This is a genomic window from Listeria goaensis (assembly GCF_900186125.1).
Taxonomy (GTDB): domain Bacteria; phylum Bacillota; class Bacilli; order Lactobacillales; family Listeriaceae; genus Listeria; species Listeria goaensis.
This window is the reverse complement of the sequence record NZ_FYBQ01000016.1, coordinates 1-14,728: the sequence shown is the minus strand read 5'-3', so window position 1 is coordinate 14,728 and position 14,728 is coordinate 1. Positions and strand designations below refer to the sequence as shown.

At 42.3% G+C, this 14,728-nt stretch carries 14 protein-coding genes; 13 read left to right on the top strand and 1 reads right to left on the bottom strand.

Going from position 1 to position 14,728, the window contains the following annotated elements; translation table 11 throughout:
- Positions 1 to 10: 10 nt before the first annotated feature.
- Genes CFT42_RS13630 through CFT42_RS13615 form a run of 4 tightly spaced genes read left to right on the top strand, consistent with a single transcriptional unit; the run spans position 11 to position 5,128 of the window.
- Entirely contained in the window at positions 11 to 1,516 is a 1,506-nt protein-coding gene (locus CFT42_RS13630; RefSeq protein ID WP_088816406.1) for an alpha-amylase family glycosyl hydrolase, read from the top strand.
- A gap of 1 nt (position 1,517) precedes the next feature.
- The gene (locus tag CFT42_RS13625; RefSeq protein ID WP_088809407.1) at positions 1,518 to 2,432 is read left to right on the top strand and encodes a DUF1861 family protein; all 915 of its coding nucleotides are present in this window, start codon (positions 1,518 to 1,520) and stop codon (positions 2,430 to 2,432) included.
- A 3-nt stretch (positions 2,433 to 2,435) separates the two neighbouring features.
- The gene (locus CFT42_RS13620) at positions 2,436 to 3,512 is read left to right on the top strand and encodes a BtaManbiosPhlase (RefSeq protein WP_088809406.1); all 1,077 of its coding nucleotides are present in this window, start codon (positions 2,436 to 2,438) and stop codon (positions 3,510 to 3,512) included.
- Entirely contained in the window at positions 3,497 to 5,128 is a 1,632-nt protein-coding gene (locus tag CFT42_RS13615) for a phospho-sugar mutase (RefSeq protein WP_088816405.1), read from the top strand. The genes CFT42_RS13620 and CFT42_RS13615 overlap by 16 nt, the downstream gene beginning before the upstream one ends.
- Positions 5,129 to 5,261: 133 nt before the next feature.
- Here CFT42_RS13615 and CFT42_RS13610 read toward each other — a convergent pair whose 3' ends face one another.
- Positions 5,262 to 6,287 carry a Gfo/Idh/MocA family protein gene (locus CFT42_RS13610; RefSeq protein ID WP_088809404.1) on the bottom strand — a complete coding sequence of 342 codons (1,026 nt, stop codon included), beginning with the start codon at positions 6,285 to 6,287 and terminating at the stop codon, positions 5,262 to 5,264.
- A 209-nt stretch (positions 6,288 to 6,496) separates the two neighbouring features.
- On the opposite strand from CFT42_RS13610, the gene CFT42_RS13600 reads away from it, so the two are divergent.
- The 9 genes from CFT42_RS13600 to CFT42_RS13565 all read left to right on the top strand — a co-directional run bounded on the left by CFT42_RS13600 (position 6,497) and on the right by CFT42_RS13565 (position 14,178).
- Positions 6,497 to 7,423 carry an AraC family transcriptional regulator gene (locus tag CFT42_RS13600; protein WP_088816421.1) on the top strand — a complete coding sequence of 309 codons (927 nt, stop codon included), beginning with the start codon at positions 6,497 to 6,499 and terminating at the stop codon, positions 7,421 to 7,423.
- 8 nt (positions 7,424 to 7,431) lie between these two features.
- Positions 7,432 to 8,589 (top strand): Gfo/Idh/MocA family protein, encoded by a 1,158-nt coding sequence (locus CFT42_RS13595; RefSeq protein WP_244169978.1) that lies wholly within the window; start codon positions 7,432 to 7,434, stop codon positions 8,587 to 8,589.
- Positions 8,589 to 9,068, top strand: a complete 480-nt coding sequence (locus tag CFT42_RS13590; RefSeq protein WP_240310420.1) for a hypothetical protein — start codon at positions 8,589 to 8,591, stop codon at positions 9,066 to 9,068. Before CFT42_RS13595 ends, CFT42_RS13590 begins: the two co-directional genes overlap by 1 nt.
- Positions 9,065 to 10,045 (top strand): Gfo/Idh/MocA family protein, encoded by a 981-nt coding sequence (locus CFT42_RS13585; RefSeq protein WP_088809401.1) that lies wholly within the window; start codon positions 9,065 to 9,067, stop codon positions 10,043 to 10,045. The genes CFT42_RS13590 and CFT42_RS13585 overlap by 4 nt, the downstream gene beginning before the upstream one ends.
- Positions 10,042 to 10,911 carry a sugar phosphate isomerase/epimerase family protein gene (locus CFT42_RS13580; RefSeq protein WP_088809400.1) on the top strand — a complete coding sequence of 290 codons (870 nt, stop codon included), beginning with the start codon at positions 10,042 to 10,044 and terminating at the stop codon, positions 10,909 to 10,911. Before CFT42_RS13585 ends, CFT42_RS13580 begins: the two co-directional genes overlap by 4 nt.
- A 16-nt stretch (positions 10,912 to 10,927) precedes the next feature.
- Positions 10,928 to 11,062, top strand: a complete 135-nt coding sequence (locus tag CFT42_RS15070; RefSeq protein WP_255378443.1) for a hypothetical protein — start codon at positions 10,928 to 10,930, stop codon at positions 11,060 to 11,062.
- 96 nt (positions 11,063 to 11,158) lie between these two features.
- The gene (locus tag CFT42_RS13575; RefSeq protein WP_088816403.1) at positions 11,159 to 12,412 is read left to right on the top strand and encodes an ABC transporter substrate-binding protein; all 1,254 of its coding nucleotides are present in this window, start codon (positions 11,159 to 11,161) and stop codon (positions 12,410 to 12,412) included.
- Between the two features lie 19 nt (positions 12,413 to 12,431).
- Entirely contained in the window at positions 12,432 to 13,337 is a 906-nt protein-coding gene (locus tag CFT42_RS13570) for a carbohydrate ABC transporter permease (protein WP_088816402.1), read from the top strand.
- Positions 13,338 to 13,350: 13 nt separating this feature from the next.
- Positions 13,351 to 14,178, top strand: coding sequence for a carbohydrate ABC transporter permease (locus CFT42_RS13565; RefSeq protein ID WP_088816401.1), 828 nt, complete (start codon positions 13,351 to 13,353; stop codon positions 14,176 to 14,178).
- The last annotated feature ends 550 nt before the right edge of the window (positions 14,179 to 14,728 follow it).

Sequence of the window (14,728 nt, the reverse complement as noted above, 5' to 3'; positions counted from 1 at the left end):
GAGGAAGACAATGCGTTGGTTTGAAAAAAGTGTGTTTTATGAAGTTTATATGAAGTCATTTTGTGACGGGAATGCGGACGGATTTGGTGATTTTATTGGTTTAAAAGAGCGACTTCCTTATTTGCGGGAGCTCGGTGTGACAGGACTTTGGCTCACGCCATTTTATCCTTCCATGCAAGTTGATAATGGCTATGATGTGTCCGATTATATGAATGTCGACCCGATTTACGGGACAATGGCGGACTTTCGCGATTTTATGACGGCGGCCAAACAAAATGGTATGGCGGTCATCATTGATATTGTTTTGAATCATACGGCGATTAATCATAGCTGGTTTAAAGCGCATCCGGAATACTATGTTTGGAAGGAGGCGCCAAACAATTGGGAGTCCTTCTTTGGTGGTTCTGCTTTTACGTATAGTGCCGAACAAAATGCGTATTATTATCATAGTTTTGCGAAAGAGCAGGTGGATTTAAATTGGACGAAGCCGGCTGTAATGCAAGAAGCGAAACAAATTTTGCAGTTTTGGTTAGAGGAAGGTGTAGCTGGGTTTAGGTTTGATGTGATTAACAATTTAACGGTAGACACAACGTTTCCAGATAACCCGTTTGACGAGTTAGGCGAAATGATTCATAAGTTTGACCGTAATCAGCCGGGTGTTCAGGCGGTTATAGCAGAACTAGCGAGCTTTTGTCGTGCTTGCAAGCCAGATGTGTTTTTGGTTGGTGAAATTAGTTCGGACGACTTGAACGAAATTGCGTCCTACAGTCGAAACGATTTGCTGGACGTTACATTTAATTTTAACTTCGGAAGCATTGAAAAATTGGCTGTAACGAAAATCTTTGATGAATTAGTGCGTATGGAAGAAGTGCTTCCTGAGCGGTTGCCAACGTTGTTTTTTGGGAGTCACGATATGGGGCGCTTGATGTCGCGCTTAGCGAATGAAAATAGAAGTGTGGCGAAGCTTTTGGCGTTCCTCATGCTGACGGCGCGGGGAATTCCGTTTATTTATAATGGCGAGGAAGTGGGCATGCGAAACCAAGTTTTTGGAGCCATTCACGAATTGCGAGATATTCAAGGGATGCAAGCTTATCATTTGGCGCTTCAAGACGGGGCGAGCGAGCAGTCTGCGCTAGAGGTGGCAAATCAAAAAACGCGCGATGTAGGGCGTGGTCCGATGCTGTTTGCAGACGGGAAGTCATTTTCGGAAGGGAAACCTTGGATTTTAGGAAGAAATGAAACCGATTTGGATAAATTGGAGATGTTCCGCTATTATAAACGTCTGCTGGAATTCCGAGGACAAGCGGGTTTTCAAACGGAAGCGTATAAAAAGCTTGTTTTGGAGGAAGACGCGATTCAATATGTGCGTGGGCGCTATTTATTTGTGGCAAACTTTGGCGAAACGGATTTTTCTATTAAAAAGAGTGGGAAATTGGCGTTCGGCGAAGCGATGCAAAGTGAAAATTATTTTATTGTAAGTCCGTTTAGCGGCGTAGTGATAGAGTTGGAGGCGTAAAATGCAAAGTGCACGTGAATTATTAGAAGTATCCAGAAAAACAAAAAAAGTTGGCGATAGCAAAAAAATCACATTTTTGGGTGTTGATGGATTTGATGTTTACAATATTACCGCGCCGTTTCAACTCGAAGGGCGCAAAATGATTGCTGGGAGGGTTGAAAAACGCGATAGTGAGGCGTCGTTCATTGCCTTTTTTGAAGAAATCGATTTGACGACGTACAAGCGGATTCAAGGCGCGACGGAGCTTGAACTTCAAGATCCATTTATGACATTTATTGATGGGGAACTCATTTTAGGCGGCGTTGAAACATTTCCAAGTCCTGAAGATGCCACAAAACTGAGCTGGCGCACGAATTTTTATAGCGTAAAGGCTTTAAATGAAATGACTTTGTTTTTCTCAGGACCAAATGGCATGAAAGACTTGCGCTTGAAACAGCTTCATAATGGTGAAATTATGGTTTTGACACGGCCGCAAGGTGAAAAAGGCGGTCGTGGGAAAATTGGACAGTTGCGAATTCGTTCGTTAGATGAATTGACGATAGCGCGTATCGAAGCGGCGCCGCTTTTAAATGGCAATTTCAGCAACGAGGACTGGGGCGGCGCGAACGAAATTTACGAACTTGAAACGGGTGAAATTGCCGTTTTAGGTCATATTGCTTTTTTTGATGAAGAAAATAATCGCCATTATTATCCGCTTGTTTTTTGGCTGGAGGACGATACGATTTGCAGGCCGAAAATCATTGCGGAGCGGTCAGATTTTATAGAAAGTCCTGCTAAACGCGCTGATTTAGTCGACGTTGTTTTTAGTGGTGGTCTTGTGTTTCAAAATGAGAACGCGATTTTATATGCTGGCATAAGTGATGCTAGTGCGCAGTATTTAGAACTTGATAACCCTTTTAAGAAAGTAGGAATATAAAACATGAATATTTATCGTTATGAAGAGAATCCTTTGATTACACCACTTGATGTTGTACCGTATCATGATGGCTATGAAGTTATCGGTGCATTTAATGGTGGTGTAGCGAAATACGGAGATGAAACACTCCTTCTCCTTCGCGTAGCTGAAAAACCAATTGCGACGCATGAAAATGAAGTCGTTGCGCCTTATTTTAACGTTCAGGAGCAAAAATTGGAGCGCGTTTCTTTTGATAAAAATGACCCAACCTATAATTTTGATGACCCACGTATGATTCGCCATAAAGATCATTTAGGCGGTTTCATTTATTTAACATCGATTTCCTACATTCGAATTGCTCGCAGTAAAGATGGGCATCATTTCACGCTCGACAAAGAGCCGTTTTTATATCCGTTTAATGAATATCAAACGTTTGGCATTGAAGATGCACGTGTGATGCAGATGGAAGATACTTACTACATCACCTTTAGCGCGGTTTCAGAATGCGGCGTGGCCGATGCGCTAGTCACAACAAAAGATTTCAAAACGTATGACTACAAAGGCAATATTTTTGCGCCTGAAAATAAAGACGTTCTTCTTTTTCCTGAGAAAATTAACGGCAGTTATTATGCGTTGCACCGTCCCAGTGCAAAAAATATCGGCGAGCTTGATATTTGGTTAGCTTCTTCGCCAGATTTAGTCAACTGGGGGAACCATAAACGCCTGATTGGTGTTCGCCAAAATAGTTACGATGATGGTCGTGTTGGAGGCGGTTGTACGCCGATTAAAACGGAGGCCGGCTGGCTTGTTTTATACCACGGGGCAACTAAAGGGCACCGTTATGTTATGGGCGCGGCGCTACTCGATTTAAACGACCCGTCTATTGTTTTAAAACGAACAACAGAACCATTCTTAGAACCTGTTGCGGAATATGAAAAGAACGGCTTTTTCGGCGATGTAGTTTTTGCATGCGGCACGATTCAGGAGGGCGACCTGCTTAAAATGTATTACGGCGTAGCAGATACTTCGATGGCTGGCTGTGAAATGAAAATTAGCGATTTGTTAGAACATCTGGAGCGGACGTCATGTTTAGCGAAGTAGAGCTTTCGAGATGGCAGAACGCAAAACTGCCAGCGGAACTTGAAAACGATTTGAAAACAAGTCGCGACTTGCACGACCAGTTTTATCGGAATCTAGAATTTGGTACGGGTGGAATGCGCGGTAAAATGGGGGCTGGGCCCAATCGGATTAATATTTATACCATTCGTCGCGCGGCAAGCGGACTGGCAGAATATTTGCGTGAAACGGGCGGGCGGCAAAAAGGCGTTGCGATTTCGTTCGATTCGCGAATTCATTCGCGTGATTTCGCTCTTGAAACCGCCCGCGTCTTAGCGGCATCAGATATCCCCGTTTTTTTATCCGAAGAATTGCGACCGACGCCAGAACTTTCCTTCATGGTGCGCGAATTTCAAGCGGCAGCGGGCGTTATGATAACGGCAAGTCACAACCCGGCAGCTTACAACGGCTTTAAGGTGTACGACGAAACGGGTTGCCAAATTACGCTAGAAGCCGCGAATCGCATTATGCAGTTTATGGAAGAAAAGGCAGATTTATTTGCGATACCGGTCGAAGCGGCCGATTGCCCACTGATTTCATGTGTAGGGGATTCGATTGACGAGGCGTATTTAAAAAACGTTCAGGTGGTGACGCACCGTCCAAATCTCATTACGGATTTTGGAAGCCACTTGAAAATCGTTTATACCCCGCTGCACGGAAGCGGCCTAAAGCTCGTTACAGAAGGACTTAAAAATGCCGGATTCAAAAACCTCACGCTAGTCCCCGAACAAGCCAAGCCAGACGGCCGTTTTCCGACAGTTGTCTCGCCGAATCCAGAAGAATTAGCCAGTTTTGAATTAGCTTTCAAACAAGCGAAGGAACAAAATGCTGATATTGTTTTGGCGACTGATCCTGATGCAGACCGACTTGGTGTAGCTGTTTTGGACGATGGCGAATACAAAATTTTGACGGGGAACCAATTAGGGGCGCTCATGCTGCACTATCTTCTTGCCGCAAAAGGCGAAGTAAGCGAAAATGATGTCCTGGTGACTACCGTTGTGACGAACGATTTAGGACGGAAAATGGCTGACCATTACGGCGCACGGCACGTTGAAACGCTAACTGGCTTTAAATTTATCGGCGAACAAATTGCTGGCTTTGAAAAAACAGGTGAACACTTTTTATTCGGTTATGAAGAAAGCTACGGCTATTTAGTTGCGCCATTTGTACGCGATAAAGATGCGATTCAGGCGGCGCTTTTAACAGCAGAAATGGCGCTTTATTTCAAAGAAAAAGACATGTCGCTCTTAACCGTTTTGGATAGGCTCTATGATGAATTTGGTTATCATAAAGAAGCGCTAACGAATTTGGCCTTTGAAGGTGAAGATGGCACAAACAAAATGAATGAATTATTGACAAGATTGCGTAAAGAAACCGTTTTTCCAAATGTCGTACAAAAAATTGATTTTGCAAGCGGCAATTTAGGGCTGCCAAAAACGAATATGTTGCAATTTGATTTTGTAAACGGTGAACGCGCATTTATTCGCCCTTCGGGAACAGAACCAAAATGTAAAATTTATTTTCAAGTGGTTGAAGATTCTGCTGAAAAGGCTGAATTAGCACTTCAAAAGCTGACCGAAAATATACTTACACATATATAAAAGGAAGCCAAGATAATCAAAAGTCTTGGCTTCCTTTTTTTATTGCCGTATACTGAAAATGGGAATTGGTATAGTTTGTGGAGAAAATGTGGAGAAACGATGTATAAGATTATACGTATATTGGTCTAGTGTGCTACAATGAGATTTTTTCGCCGCCTAAATCCGCGGAAGCTTGTTCATGTTCTGCGATGCTAATCGTTTCTTTTGCGCTTTCAAGTGGGACTGCTAGGCTAGGGTCGCGACCATTTAAAAGTGCGTCGGCGAAATGTTTAATCTCTAAATAATAGCCGTCTTCTTTATTAATGGCTGGCTGAAACTTTTCCCCTTCTTCTGGGTAGTCTGTTAAAATGCCGTTTTCTAAAATAATTGTTCCTGTGTCAAAGTTAATGCGGTAGCGCATTTCAAAGCCGAACTCGCCGTTTATTGTCCAGTCATCTTGTGCGTTTACGACTTTTCCGTCGGCATAGTGGTAGTTCGAGGAAACGATATCGTAGCCACTCCCTTTGAAAATCACTTTGCCAGTTGTGGAAACAGCTTCGGGCTTGCCAAATAGCCAATTGATGGTGTCAACATCATGGATATGCTGATCGAGTAAGCAGCCACCTGATTTATCTTTTTGCAGCAACCAATTTTCAAACGACCATTTTGGTGTTCCGCCACCCCTGAAGAATGAAGCGCTTACAACTTTGCCGTAGCGACCGCTCTCGATAGTTTCTTTCACATATTGATAGCTAGGGAAGAAACGAAGCGTTTGGCCAATCATTAGTTTGCGGTCATATTTTTTCGCAGCTTGAATCATTTCTTCGCAGGCAGCTTTTGAGATGGCCATTGGTTTTTCGCAAAAAACATGCAAGCCGAGCGACATCGCAAGAACTGATTCTCTCGCATGAAGATAGGTAGGTAAACATAAATCTACATAGTCCAAGTCTTCTTTTTCGGCCATTTCTTTTAAGCTGGAATAAAAACGGAATTTTGAGAAGTCAATTTGTTTGCCGTGAACTTCCAGATTTCCTTCTACTTGTGCACCGCTATGTTTGGTTTTATCAACATCACAAATTGCGACAAGTTCAACTGGGAACCCTTCATCCATTAGACGTATGTAATTTTGCAAATGAGCGTGCCCCATAAAACCGAGCCCAACAAGACCAACTTTTAGCATGATAAAGCCTCCGTTTTGATTTGTATTTCACAAACTTGCTTTTTTAAAACAAGAAAGTGATTGTACTAATACCTTACACAGGAAGTGATATTGTGATATTTAGAATCAAAGACACAAATTTTATAAAAAAAGACTAAATGTTAAAAAGAGGCTTTTCAGATTGCTTTTTGCCTGTAATAATCAAATTAAGCCAAGGGAGGCTTCTGGAAATGATAAACAGTGATTTCTTAATGACACTTGAGCCGATGAAGCGATTGCTTAATGTGGAGAGTATTGTAACCGTTTACTATTTCGAGTTTTCTAAGAACTATTTGTATGCTGGGGAGAAACATGATTTTTGGGAAATGGTCTATGTCGATAAAGGCGAGCTAGAAGTTTCAGCAGATAAGGAAGGTTATGAATTAAAAGAAGGCGACATTATTTTCCATAAGCCAAATGAATTTCATAATTTATGGGCAAACGGGATTACTGCACCGAATGTTCTTGTTGTAAGCTTCGTCTGCAGCTCAGAAGGAATGCATTTTTTTGAAAATAAAATCATGCGTCTTGCAACTGGTGAGCGAGAACTGCTTGCGAAAATGTTACAAGAAGCGAAAGGTGTATTTAAACCCGAACTAGGTCGACTTTATTTAAAAGAAACGCGGCTGGATCACCCGCGAATTGGCGCCGAGCAAATGCTGTACATTTATTTAGAGCAGTTTTTAATCCGCTTGATTCGCGATGAAACGACCAATGTTAATCAAAAAAGAATTAGTATAGCAACCAAAAAAAAGTTTGAGAAATCAATTGTAAACGACATTATTCAATTTATGAATGACAATTTATACGGGCATCTTTGTTTAGACGACATTTGCCAAGCGTTCTTTTTCAGCAAGACGTACTTAAAAACGATTTTTAAAAAAGAAACAGGCTACACAGTAATGAATTTTTTTAAAATGTTAAAAATGGAAGAAGCGAAAAAATGTATTCGAGAAAACAATCATACCTTTACGCAAATTGCACAAAAACTAGGCTTCGATTCGGTGCATTATTTTTCGAACAGCTTCAAAAAACAGACTGGGCTTAGCCCGAGCGAATATGCCAGATCCATTCAGGCGCTCGAAACAAAATTGCGTGAAGACGGGGAAGGAAGATAAATGTGGGAGTGAAATTTGGAGTTGTTGGTCTCGGGAATCGCGGAAGCAAGTTTGTCTTGCATTCCATCATACCACATCCTGATTTTGAACTTGTGGCCATTTCAGATGCGGACGAAAGAAAGTTTGTGCTATTTGAAGATTTCGATGTGGAAGCCTACACAAATTACGAAGATTTACTCCAAAATAAAGAGGTTGAGGCGGTTTTTATCGCGACGCCTGATGACACACATGCAGAATTGGTAATAAAAGCGGCGCAGGCTGGGAAGCACATTTTATGTGAAAAGCCACTTGAAGTGTCCCTTGAAAAAGTAAAAGAAATCGAAGCTGCACTTGCGCGTTTTCAAGGGGTTTTTCTTGTAGGTTACGTCCTCAGATATGCGCCGCTTTATTATAAAGTGAAGCAAATCCTTGCCGCGGGAACGATTGGCCGCATTTGGCTCGTGAACGGCACGGATCATATTCATTACGGCGGCTATGCTTTTTTTCACGACTGGCACCGCGATAAAGCGCGTTCTGGTAGCTTGCTTTTGCAAAAAGCAACGCACAGCTTAGATATTTTGAACTGGTTGATAAACTCTGAACCCGTGCAAGTTTCAGGGCTCGGTGGATTAGAAGTTTTTGGAGAAAGGGGAGCGAAGGAAAAATTTGGCGCGCCCTTACAAAAAAAATTGCATTGCCAAACTTGTCAAATCAAATGGAGCTGCGAGGAAAGCCTCTTAAACATAAAAAAATATAAAAATATCGAGTGGCAAAAAGATTGGCCAGATGATTGCGTATTTGATTCTAGTGTAAATGTAGATGACCATCAAGCGCTTTTAATTCTTTATCAGAATAATACGAAATTGACCTATTCATTATGCCAATTTTCGGCGTTCTACAGACGCGAGTTTCAGTTTTTCGGTACAAAAGGAGAGCTATATTTCGATGATGAGCGAAATGAAATTGTGATAAACGACCGCTTGAATTCGGAGCAAACCATGATTCATGTACCAGAACTGGCTGGCCACGGCGGTGGTGACGATGAAATGTTGCTAGATTTCTTAAAGTGTATTGAAAGTGGGGCAAAACCGCGTTCCAATTTGGGAAGCAGTGCATCTGTATCGAGGCTTGTCATTGCAGCGGAAGAGGCCATTAAAGAAAATAAAATTATACGTGTGGAGGGATGATGTTGGAAAACGAAGAGCGTTTAGCAGTGAAACTTGCGAGGGCAAAGAAGTTGGGGCAACTTACGTTTTTTCGGTATTTTCTAGTGGAACCAATTGCGGAAGAGACGGCGCGGATAGTACGGATTGAAGAAGTCTATGCTTTTATGAAGGGGATTCAAGAAGGCGAGGCTGAAATTATGTTTTCGAGTATCGGTAAAGATAAAACGGTCTTTCTCGTAACGGGAAAGTGGGGAAATCGGGCGCATTTTAATGTCATGCTGGATTTTAGTGGCCATAATTCATCGAAAATCAAGAAATTTGAAATTGCCGGCCTAGAGGGACTGTTCCAATTTGACACGACTACGGAAAATGCTTTTTATTCGAACTTTTTAAATACTGAATCCGTCAAGGATCATAGGGTGCCTAGTGCGCAAGGAAGACAGTTGTTTGAACTGATTTTATCTGAAAAAGTAATAGATTTAAGGAGGTTGTCGTTTTGAAAATAGGCATTATTGGGACGGCACACATGCATGCCGAGAGCTACGTGAAACATTTGCGAACGCTTGATGTTGAAATTGTTGGCGCGTTTGATAGGAATAACAGCCGGCTTGCGGAGTTCTGCAAGCGCCACAAATTGCCGGCATTTAAAGAGTTAAATCGTTTGCTAAAAAGCGACATTGATACAGTTTTAATTTGTTCGGAAAATGCGTTTCACGCTGATTATGCGGTGGCATCAGCCATGTACGGGAAACATGTCATCGTGGAAAAACCGATGGCGCTATCCGTTTCGGAAGCTGACAAGATGATTCTTGCGTGCGAAAGTTCCAAAGTCAAATTGATGGTGGCACACCCCGTTCGCTTCTCCAAGGTAATGCAGGAGCTTAAAGCAAATGTTGATGCCGGAAACATCGGACGCGTGCTCGCAATTGATGCGACGAATCATGGGAAAAATCCGGGCGGCTGGTTTACTGAACCCGAATTGTCAGGCGGCGGTGCCATTATCGACCACACCATTCATATGGCAGATATGGTTTATGCGCTGTTTCAACCTAAAATTGAAAGTGTTTTTGCGACAAGTGAGAATTGGACGGAAGGGGCTGCCGTGGAAGATACGGGGCTACTTCATATCCGCTTTCAAGACGGCGTTTTCATGAGCTTAGACACATCTTGGAACCGTCCAGAAGCCTATCCCGTTTGGGGCGATGCATCGCTTGCGCTAGTCACGGAAAATGGTTACGTCCATGTTGATGGCTTTGGCCGCAAGGGCCTTCGCTATACGGAAGAAAAGCCAATTCATTTTGACTATTATGAAACAGATATGGATTTTCTCATGCTAGAAGCGTTTAAAAAAGCGGTTGATGAAGATTTACCGTCGCCAGTACCAGGCGCTGCAGGGAGATTCACGGTGCTGCTCACAAAAATGGCTTACGCTTCCATTGAACAGGAGAAACTGATTTACTGGGAGGATATAAGATGAGGAAGGGAATCAATAGTTGGTGTTTACCAACAACGCTCACGAGGAATGAAATTTTCCAAGAAGCAAAGGCAGCAGGTTTTGAAACAATCGAGCTAAACATGGCGGATGCGCATGCCGACGCGAACTTCGCGGATGAACTGGGCCTTGTAGATACAGAAATTTTAACGACTGAAACGACAGAACAAGAACTTTTGGGGTTAAAAAATCTGTCAGAGAAATTTGCGCTACCGATTTCAAGCGTGGCTACAGCGCTTCATTGGTCGTATCCTTTAAATGCTAATGATGAGAAAGTGCGGGAAAAAGGCAAAATGATTGCTAGAAAAATGATTGATGCATGCCACATTCTAGGTGGCGATACGGTTTTAATTGTTCCCGGCGTTGTGACAGAGGACGCTGATTATGCGACTTGCTACGAGAGAGCAAAAGAAGCGCTCCTTGAACTGGCCCCGTATGCGAAGGAAAAAGGCGTTGTCATTGGCGTGGAAAATGTGTGGAATAAATTTCTGCTTAGTCCGCTGGAAATGAAGCGGTTTATTGATGAAATTGGCGATCCGAATGTAAAAGTATATTTTGATGCTGGAAATGTGTTGCAATTTGCTTATCCAGAGCAGTGGGTTGCTATTTTAGGGAGCCGCATTCAAAAAGTGCATATTAAAGATTTCTCAAAAGTTATTGGCAATATTCATGGTTTCACAGGCTTACTCGCAGGCGACATGAACTGGCCGAAACTTATGGAGTCCCTTCAAACAATTGGTTATGACGGCCCTCTTACGTGTGAATTAACCCCGTATAGGGAGAACCCATTGCAACTTTCAAGAGATGCGAGCCAGGCAATGGATTATATATTAGCTTGTTATAAAAAATGAGAGGAGCGATTTTGAGATGAAAAGAAAAGGATGGACAATTGTGTTAGTGATGTTGCTTCTAAGTTCAACACTCGCAGCATGTGGGGGCAGCGGCGGAGGTGGCGGCAAAAATTATGGCAGTGGAAATGTGGACATCGAGCAAGTAAATTAACGCCCTAGAAGGAGAAGTTATCCGCCGCATCTTTCGCAAGGTGAAGCGGATTACATATTAACCAACCATAACAAAAAGGAAAGGGGTTATTTTAACATGAAAAGAAAAAGTTGGGCAGTTGCTTTAGCTGTATTACTTTTAAGCCTAGTACTTGTGGCGTGTGGAGGAGGAAGCAGTAGTGACGACGGCAGCGGAAGTGATCAGAAAGTCATCACGTATGCACTTTGGGATAAAGAACAAGCACCCGTTTATCAAGAAATTGCAAAAGATTTTGAAAAAGAAAATCCAGATGTAAAGGTGAAATTTGAAATTACACCCTTTGCACAATATTTTACTAAACTGGAAACGGCCATCACGGGAAAAAATGCGCCAGATGTATTTTGGGTCAATATCCCACGAGCGCCAGATTACATTAACAACGGCGTTTTAATGCCAGTTGACGATGTGAAATTTGATAAAGATAAAATTCCTGAACAATACTTAAAAGCTTATTCAAAAGACGGAAAATTATACGGCGTACCAAAAGATTTTGATACAAATGCTCTCTTTTACAATAAAAAAATGTTTGATGATGCAGGAATAAGCTATCCCGACGACACTTGGACATGGGCAACGTGGCAAGATGCAGCGAAAAAGCTTACAAAAGCAGATGAGAATATTTATGGCTTAGCAGCGCCACTCACTTGGCAAGGCGGCTATTATGACACCATTTATCAAAATGAAGGAAGCCCATTTGTGGATAAAGGAAAGAAATCAGGCTTTTCAGATCAAGCGACCATTGATGGCGTTGATTTTTGGTACAGTTTTACAAAAAATGGCTCAGCAACCCCACTAAAAGATATGGCAGGGACAACAGGGTCCGAGTTGCTCCTTAATGGCCGAGTTGCAATGTCGGTCGAAGGTTCTTACATGGTACCCGTTATTTTTAAGGAAAAATATGGAAAAGATAACATTGACGTAGCTCCGCTTCCAAAAGGGAAGACGCGCGCGACAACTTCCAACTCACTCGCGAATGTCATTTCAGCAGGGACAAAAAATGAAGATGCCGCCAAGCGCTGGGTCGCATTTTTATCCACAAAAGAAGCAAGTGAAAAAGTAGCCGAATCAGGCGTTGTTATTCCAGCGTACCAAGGTGCAGCTGATGCATGGATTAATGCCTATCCGGATAAGAATTTAAAAGTTTTCACAGAAGCGGTTGATTATGCGGTGCCACTACCAAATACAAAAAACAGCTCCGCGGCCATCGCAATTGAAAGTGACGTTCTCTCGAAAGCATGGACAGGTGAGGAGAGCATTGAAGCCGCCTGCAAAGAACTCGCAGATAAAGCGAACGCGCTATTAAACAAATAATGAATAAGGACTGATAAGCATGGCAAAACAAACACTTTCTGTGAAAAAATATAAGAAAAGAGATATGCTATCTGCCTTATTTTTTGTTGGTCCGCTTTTTTTGGGGCTACTCATTTTTTACTTGATACCAATGGTTCAAAGCGTATTTTATTCCTTTACGGAGTGGGGCATGTTTGGCGGCTACAATTTTACTGGCCTTGCTAATTATAAAAAAATGATTGCCGATCCAGAAGTGTTGAAAGCGCTAAAGAATACGCTAACGTATGCTATTTTCACAGTACCAATTGCAATGGCGATTTCCATTTTCATTGCGACGCTACTCAACAATAAAATTAAAGGCGTCACGGCCTACCGGATGATCTATTTCTTACCCGCCGTGACCATGACGTCCGCCGTCGCGATGATATGGAAGTGGATGTTCAATTCACAATACGGGATTATCAACCAATTCCTAGGCCTATTTGGCATAGATGGCCCAGCTTGGCTAACGGATTCGAATACCGCGATGATAGCGCTCATCATTGTTGGCGTTTGGAGTTCGCTCGGCACATCCATCGTGATTTACTTAGCAGGCTTACAAGGCGTGCCAACAACATTTTATGAAGCCGCTGAAATGGACGGGGCAGGACCAATACGCAAATTTTTCAAAATTACACTGCCGCTTTTAACACCAACGATGTTTTTCAATTTAATTACATCTCTCATTTCAGCCCTTCAGGTGTATGATTTAATTTTCCTAATGTACAGCCAAACAAATCCAGCACTTCAAGACGTGCAATCACTCGCCTACCTTTTCTACAAAAATGCCTTTATTTTGAATGACAAAGGTTATGGTGCCGCAATTACAGTCGTGCTACTCATGTTAACGCTAGTGATTACCGTAGTTAACTTTGGCCTACAAAAAAAATGGGTTCATTACCAGTAAAGGAGTGGAAAACGTGCTTAAAAATCGCTATTCCAAAAAATGGCTTGTCCATCTATTGTTGATTCTCGGGGCCTTTATGATGGTTTTCCCCTTTTTCTGGATGATTATGACATCACTAAAGACGACGGCAGAATCCATTGCCATTCCGCCGACCATTTTCCCAAGTGAATGGCAATGGCACAATTATAAAGACATCTTTGTCATTTTTCCGTTCGGGAAGTTCTATTTAAATACATTCGTTTCGACCGCAGTCATTACAATCGGCCAAGTTTTCCTTTGTGCCATGGCCGCCTACGCCTTCGCGCGAATTAATTTCCCGTTTAAAAATGCGCTATTTATTTTAATCTTGTCGGTTTTAATGGTACCTGCTCAAATTTTCCTTATTCCACAATATTTGATTATCCAAAACATGAACTTACTCAACACCATTCCGGCGCTATTTATTCCCGGATTGTTTTCAGCCTTTGGAACGTTTTTACTCCGGCAGTTCTTCATGACGATTCCAAAAGAAATTGAGGAGGCGGCCATTATTGATGGCTGCTCGCGCATCAGGGTTTTCTTTAGCATTATTTTGCCGCTTTCGCGCTCTGCCTTAGTGTCCTTGGCAATTTTCGCACTATTATATGGCTGGAATTCGCTACTTTGGCCATTAATTGTCAACACATCTACCGATAAAATGACGCTTTCCGCCGGACTTGCTTCATTAAGTGGGCAGTATGCAACGAATTATCCACTCATTATGGCGGGTTCATTCCTAGCGATTATTCCACTCATCATTGCATTCTTAATATTCCAGAAACAATTTAGTGAAGGAATTGCGCTGAGCGGCTCGAAGAATTAAAAGAAGCGAGAAAACGAGTTTGGGGCATAGTTAGACTTTGTTCCATAAAAAAGGAAAATAGACAAGCAAAAAATCCAGTAATTATGCCATTTTTGAAAATGGATTTTACTGGATTTTTTCTTATTTTTCATTTATGTCCCAGTCTCGTTTCTTTGAGTTTGAATGCAATTTGCTAAATTATAACTTCCACGTGTTATAATGAAAATGGATGCATTTATAAAACAACCAAGAGGTGATGAACATGATTAAAATTCGAATTAGCGAAAGCGAACTGCGGACCCATGCCAGCGACTTACGGGAGGCAAGCGGCGGGGAACCTTATCAGACCTTACGAGAGCTAGAGGCGCAACAAGCCGAGCTTCGAAAGGCGTTGTCCTCATGAGCCGGATTAGTATTGCCGAAGTACGTGCCTTTCAAGAAGCCTTACAAAAGGCCAATGCCACCATGCGTGCTCGTATTCAAGCCGTACAAGCAAGCGCCTTTCGTTATTCGGCGGATTATTTCTTAGACGGGCAAGCGATTCAAGCTTCCCAGTATTATTTTCGCGAAA